The organism is Mesorhizobium sp. (genome assembly GCF_024509055.1).
In the GTDB taxonomy this organism is placed as follows: Bacteria; Pseudomonadota; Alphaproteobacteria; order Rhizobiales; family Rhizobiaceae; genus Mesorhizobium.
Genome location: NZ_JANINM010000098.1, coordinates 1 through 5,044, shown reverse-complemented (window position 1 = coordinate 5,044; position 5,044 = coordinate 1). Strand labels below are relative to the sequence as shown.

At 65.7% G+C, this 5,044-nt stretch carries 8 protein-coding genes; 3 read left to right on the top strand and 5 right to left on the bottom strand.

Annotated elements, in window-relative coordinates; all coding sequences use genetic code 11:
• On the top strand, positions 1–404 hold a 404-nt coding region (locus Q0L57_RS05935; protein ID WP_296739411.1), incomplete at its 5' end, for an aldo/keto reductase.
• Between the two features lie 207 nt (positions 405–611).
• Here the strand turns inward: Q0L57_RS05935 and Q0L57_RS05930 are convergent.
• From Q0L57_RS05930 to Q0L57_RS05915, 4 genes are all read right to left on the bottom strand, one after another.
• Positions 612–836 carry a hypothetical protein gene (locus Q0L57_RS05930; RefSeq protein WP_296739408.1) on the bottom strand — a complete coding sequence of 75 codons (225 nt, stop codon included), beginning with the start codon at positions 834–836 and terminating at the stop codon, positions 612–614.
• 110 nt (positions 837–946) lie between these two features.
• The gene (locus Q0L57_RS05925) at positions 947–1,576 is read right to left on the bottom strand and encodes a glutathione S-transferase family protein (RefSeq protein ID WP_296739405.1); all 630 of its coding nucleotides are present in this window, start codon (positions 1,574–1,576) and stop codon (positions 947–949) included.
• A gap of 238 nt (positions 1,577–1,814) precedes the next feature.
• Positions 1,815–2,912, bottom strand: coding sequence for an NAD(P)/FAD-dependent oxidoreductase (locus Q0L57_RS05920; RefSeq protein ID WP_296739402.1), 1,098 nt, complete (start codon positions 2,910–2,912; stop codon positions 1,815–1,817).
• 97 nt (positions 2,913–3,009) lie between these two features.
• Entirely contained in the window at positions 3,010–3,255 is a 246-nt protein-coding gene (locus Q0L57_RS05915; RefSeq protein WP_296739400.1) for a hypothetical protein, read from the bottom strand.
• Positions 3,256–3,378: 123 nt separating this feature from the next.
• Between Q0L57_RS05915 and Q0L57_RS05910 the strand changes: the two genes are divergently transcribed.
• On the top strand, positions 3,379–3,975 hold the full coding sequence (locus Q0L57_RS05910; protein ID WP_296739397.1) for a DUF922 domain-containing protein: 597 nt from the start codon (positions 3,379–3,381) through the stop codon (positions 3,973–3,975).
• A gap of 224 nt (positions 3,976–4,199) precedes the next feature.
• Entirely contained in the window at positions 4,200–4,532 is a 333-nt protein-coding gene (locus Q0L57_RS05905; protein WP_296739395.1) for an endonuclease domain-containing protein, read from the top strand.
• 200 nt (positions 4,533–4,732) lie between these two features.
• Here the strand turns inward: Q0L57_RS05905 and Q0L57_RS05900 are convergent.
• The coding region (locus Q0L57_RS05900) for a VOC family protein (RefSeq protein ID WP_296739391.1) at positions 4,733–5,044 on the bottom strand (312 nt) is incomplete at its 5' end.

The following is a 5,044-nucleotide window of genomic DNA, read 5'->3' as shown; positions in this document are numbered from 1 at the left end:
TGGTGCCGTTCGCGCCGCTCGGCCGCGGCTTCCTCGCCGGCGACGTCAGGCGCGCCGAGGACTATCCGGACACCGACTTCCGCCACCGCGACCCGCGCTACCAGGGCGAGAATTTCGACCTGAATGTCGCCGCTGCAGGCGCGGTGCGCGACATCGCGGACGCGAAAGGCGTCAAGCCGGGCCAGGTGGCGATCGCCTGGGTGCTGGCCAAGGGCCCGGAATCCGGCATCGACATCGTGCCGATCCCGGGCACCAAGCGGCGCGCTTACCTGGAGGAGAATGTCGCCGCGGCCGATATCAAGCTCGACGCCACCGAGATGCTGGGGCTCGACATGGCGCTGACCGCCGACAAGGTGTCCGGGCCGAGATATAACGAGCGGGCGATGTCGATGGTGGACCGGTAGGCGTAAAGGTCGGCGCGAGGCGCCCCCCTCTGGCCTGCCGGCCATCTCCCCCTCAAGGGGGGAGATTAGATGCCGCGTTGGCTTTCGCCAATTTCCAACGTTGCAGAAAGAGCGCCGGCATCGACACAGCCAATCTCCCCCCTTGAGGGGGAGATGTCCGGCAGGACAGAGGGGGGTGTGACGGAACTCGGCCTGGCAGCTTGCCCCCTACTTCTTGCAATCCGTCATCGCTTCCATCGCCTTCCTCGCCTCGCCCTCGCTGGCGAATTTCTTCTTGGCCAGGTCGATGACGAGCGTGCCGTCGGGCTTCTTCGGCACCACCTCGCATTGCTTGGAGACGGCGTCCCTGGCGACCCAGTACTGCTCGGCGGCCATGGCCGGCGCGCTGGCAAGGCCGGCGGCGAGCGTTGCGACAATCATGGTGCGAACCATTCCTGGTCTCCATTTTCGTTGCGGAAGCGTGCGGAAACGCAGCGTCCCTGCACGAAGGCGCCGGCACACTGCTTCTTCGGGAAACGCCTCGCCCGGGCTTGTGTTCCGGCTCACCCCCCCGAATACGGGTCGACGCTGTAGGGATGGACCGGATAGCCCGGACCGATCGCGGCGCCCACCCGCTCGATCCAGGCGCTCACCGCCGGATAGTCGGCGAGCGAAAAGCCGCAATCCTCGGCGCGGTGGCTGTAGGCATAGACGGCAATGTCGGCAATAGTGAGCACGTCGCCGACCAGGAAAGGCGTCTCGTCGAGGCTGCGTTCAAGCGCGGCGAGCGTTCGCACACCGGCTTCGTGCTTGCCTGCCACCAGCGCCCGGTTGCGCTCCAGCCGTCCGGTCAGCGTCCAGAAGCGCAGCGAGCCGATGACGGGCTCGACGTAATACTGCTCAAAGAACAGCCACTGCATGACCTTGGCGCGCGCAAGGCGGTCGGCCGGCAGGTAGGGTGTTCCCTCCGCGACGCAGATGAGGATCGCGTTGGACTCCGCGATCGCCTGGCCATTTTCCACGGCGAGCACGGGAACGGCGCCGGCCGGATTGAGTTTCAGGAAGGCATCCGTGTGGCTCTCGCCCTCGAAGATCGAGACCGGCTTCGTCTCATAGGAGATGCCAAGCAGCCCCAGCAGGACGCGCACCTTCCAGGCGTTTTGCGACGGCAGGTAATCATAGAGCGTGAGCATGGCCGGTTCCTCTTCAGTCGTGACCGGCCTCGCATGCCGAGATGTGTGGGCGCCACCCGAATCCGGCGGAGTGGCGGCGCTCGGCCGGACCCCCGCTGATTTCACCGCAAGGCACCCCTTCTGGCCTGCCGGCCATATCCCCTTGGTGGGACATTAGATGTCGCGCCGATTTTCGCCAACCGCCGGAATCGCAAGGAGAGCACCAATAACTGACGATGGGCGGCTTACGACAATCGCCTCACCGTCCCGCTATATCCCGCGCCACCGCCCTTGCCTCGATGCCTATCTCGCGCAGCAGGCCGGTGACCGGATTGTGGAAGCCGACGAGATAGACGCCGAGCCTGGTCGCGTGGGCGCTGACGCCGCTCTTCCGCGGCGTGAGCTCGGAAGGCAGGATCGCGCCGTAGCCCGGCCGGTAGCCCGTGGCGAGGATCACCGCATCGAACTTCCGCTCGCGCCCATCGGTGAACCTGGCGCCGTCTTCGGTGAAGCGGTCGATGTCGGGCGCGGTGGCGATCCTCCCGGCCTTGATCGCCGCCACCGTGCCGATGTCGATCGTGGGGATCCGGCCGGCGTCTATCTGGTTCAGGATGCCTTGCCGCGGGCGCACGATGCCGTATTTCTCCAGCCGGCCCAGCGCCAGGTCGAGGATTTTCGGGAACGCCCAGTCGTTCAGGGCCTGCGGCATCGGCCGGCTGGCGATGCCCACCATTTGGATCGGCACGCCGAACAGCTGGCGCGGCACGATGTGGACGCCCTTGCGGATGGAAATGGTCGGGTTCGCGCCGGACTCGGCAAGATCGAGCGCGATCTCGGCGCCGGTGTTGCCAAGGCCGACGACCAGCACATTCTGGCCGACATAGGGCCTGGCTTCCGTATAGGCCGCGCTGTGCAGCACCTTGCCCCCGAAGGTCTCCAACCCGGCAAAGCTTGGCACGATCGGCTCGGCATTGTTGCCGGTGGCAATCACGATCTTTCTGGCGCCGAAGGGCCCGGCATCGGTGTCGATCCGGAAGCGCTCGCCGTCGCGGCGGATGGATTGCACCGTCACGCCGAAGCGCGGCTCGATGCCGAAGCGCCGGGCATAGGCGTCGAGATAGGCGACCACCTTTTCGCGCGGCACATAGCGTGGGTGGCTTTTCGGGAACGGCACGAATGGCAGCGCGGAGAACGACTTCACCGTGTGCAGATGCAGGCGCCGGTAGTGCCGCCGCCAGGAAGACGCGACCTCGGGCGCCTTCTCGAGGATAGCGAAATCGACGCCGGCCTGTTTCAGGCAGGCAGCGACGGCAAGCCCCGCCGGGCCCGCGCCGATGATAGCTACATTGGTGTCCAAATGGTCTTCCCCCGCAATCACGGGAGGCTAGGCCCGTGCATAGGGGGACGGCAAGTAGGGAAGATCACCTATCCGTGCCTGCGGGAAAGGATGGAGCTCACTCCATCCCGCCGGTCGTTTCCGACGCGTCCCGGGGCTCGTCCTCGGGCGGTTCCAGGATCTCGATCAGCCGCGCCACGCGGAGGCCTGGCATGGCGTGGCCCTCATTCACCAGCGCCTCGTCGGCGCCGATCCAGGCGAAAGCCTCGCGCAGTTCTTCGATACTGGCGCCGGTGAGCGCGATGTCGGCGATGACGGCCTCGTCGACGGGGCCTAGCACGGAAATGATCTCGCTGCGGGTCATCGTGTCCTCCCCGATGGGTCGAGACGATTTGCCCAAGGAAACGGCCGAGCGGCGGCGCGGGTTCCGGGCTTTATCTGCGTCTTTCGGGAAGATAGAACCGCGCTTCTCACCCGGAATCCCCGCATGCCCGCCAGGTCTGCCCTGCTCCTGCTTTCCACCCTTCTCCTGTCGACGCCGGCGCTCGCCGAGTGGAAGCCGGTCGAGAAGATCGAGACCTATGCCATCTCGGGCCAGACGCCGCTCGAGCTCTACATGTCGATCGGCGAGAAGGGCCCGGTGATCGGGGCCGACCGGAAACGGGCCATCGCGCTCACCAATTTCAAGCTCACCTGGCAGCGCGACTACCAGCCGCAAGGCGGCGCCTGCGTGCTGAAGACGGCGAAGCCGAAGCTCATCATCACCTACACGATGCCGAAACCGGCGGGAAAGCTTGCGCCTGCCGTCCAAACGCGTTGGGACGCGTTCGCCACCGGGCTGATCACGCATGAGAAGGAGCATGGCACGGGCATCGTCGACATGGTGGACAAGATCGTCGCCTTCAGCACCGGCCTCACTGTCGAGAACGACCCCGGCTGCAAGAAGATCAGGACGCAGCTGACGCAATATCTCGACCAGCTGTCCAAGGCGCAGCGCCAGGGCAGCCGCGACTTCGACAAGGAAGAATTCGGCCCGGGCGGCCACCTGCAGAAGCTGATCGTGGCGTTTTTGGGTGCGGGATAGCGCGACGCCAGGCACCCCCCTCTGGCCTGCCGGCCATCTCCCCCTCAAGGGGGGAGATCAGCTGTTGCATTGGCTTTCGCCAATTTCCGACGTTGCAGAAGGGGCGCCGGCATCGGTACAGCCAATCTCCCCCCTTGAGGGGGAGATGGCCGGCAGGACAGAGGGGGTGCCTGGCGATGAGCCATTGCCGAGTAGCTCCCGTCAATCGCGGCAACGCGCGCAAGATGCGCAAAGCCATGACCGATGCCGAGCTGAAGCTATGGAACGAGATCAGGGCACATCGGCTGATGGGGTTGCCGTTTCGACGCCAGATGCCCATTGCCGGCTATATCGTCGATTTCGCCTGCCCGTCCAAGAAGCTGGTCATCGAGTTGGATGGATCCCAGCATGGCCGGGCGGAAGTCTCCGCACTGGATTCGATAAGGGCTGAAAAGCTTGAAGCGTTGGGCTGGACTGTCCTTCGCTTCTGGAATGACGATGTTCTGCGAGAGATCGACAACGTGTGCCAGCACATCGTCATCGAGGCGGGATTGGGCGGGGCGGCTGAAGTCGATTGACGTTCAAGGTCGGCGGGACAGCACCCCCCTCTGCCCTGCCGGGCATCTCCCCCTCAAGGGGGGAGATCGGCTGTGCCGATGCCGGCGCTCCTTCTGCAACGTTGGAAATTGGCGAAGCGGGCGAAGAGATTGATCTCCCCCCTTGAGGGGGAGATGTCCGGCAGGACAGAGGGGGGTGCCTCGCGCCGGCCTACCTCCCCCTAAAAACTGATCTCCACCGCAGCCGTGCTCCGCTTCGCCTCGCCGTGATACACGGCCTCTACGTTGTTGCCGTCGGGGTCGAGCAGGAAGCAGGCGTAGTAGCCGGGGTGGTAGCGGCGTTCGCCCGGGGCGCCGTTGTCCTTGCCGCCGGCGGCAAGCCCGGCATGGTAGAAGGCGTCGACCATGGCGCGGTCCTTCGCCTGGAAGGCGAAGTGGTGGCGGCCGGTTAGCTCGCCCCGCGACGCGCGGCTGTCGAGGCCGGAGACGAACAGCTCGTCCGCCCAGAAGTAATCCTCGCCCTCGCCGCCGAT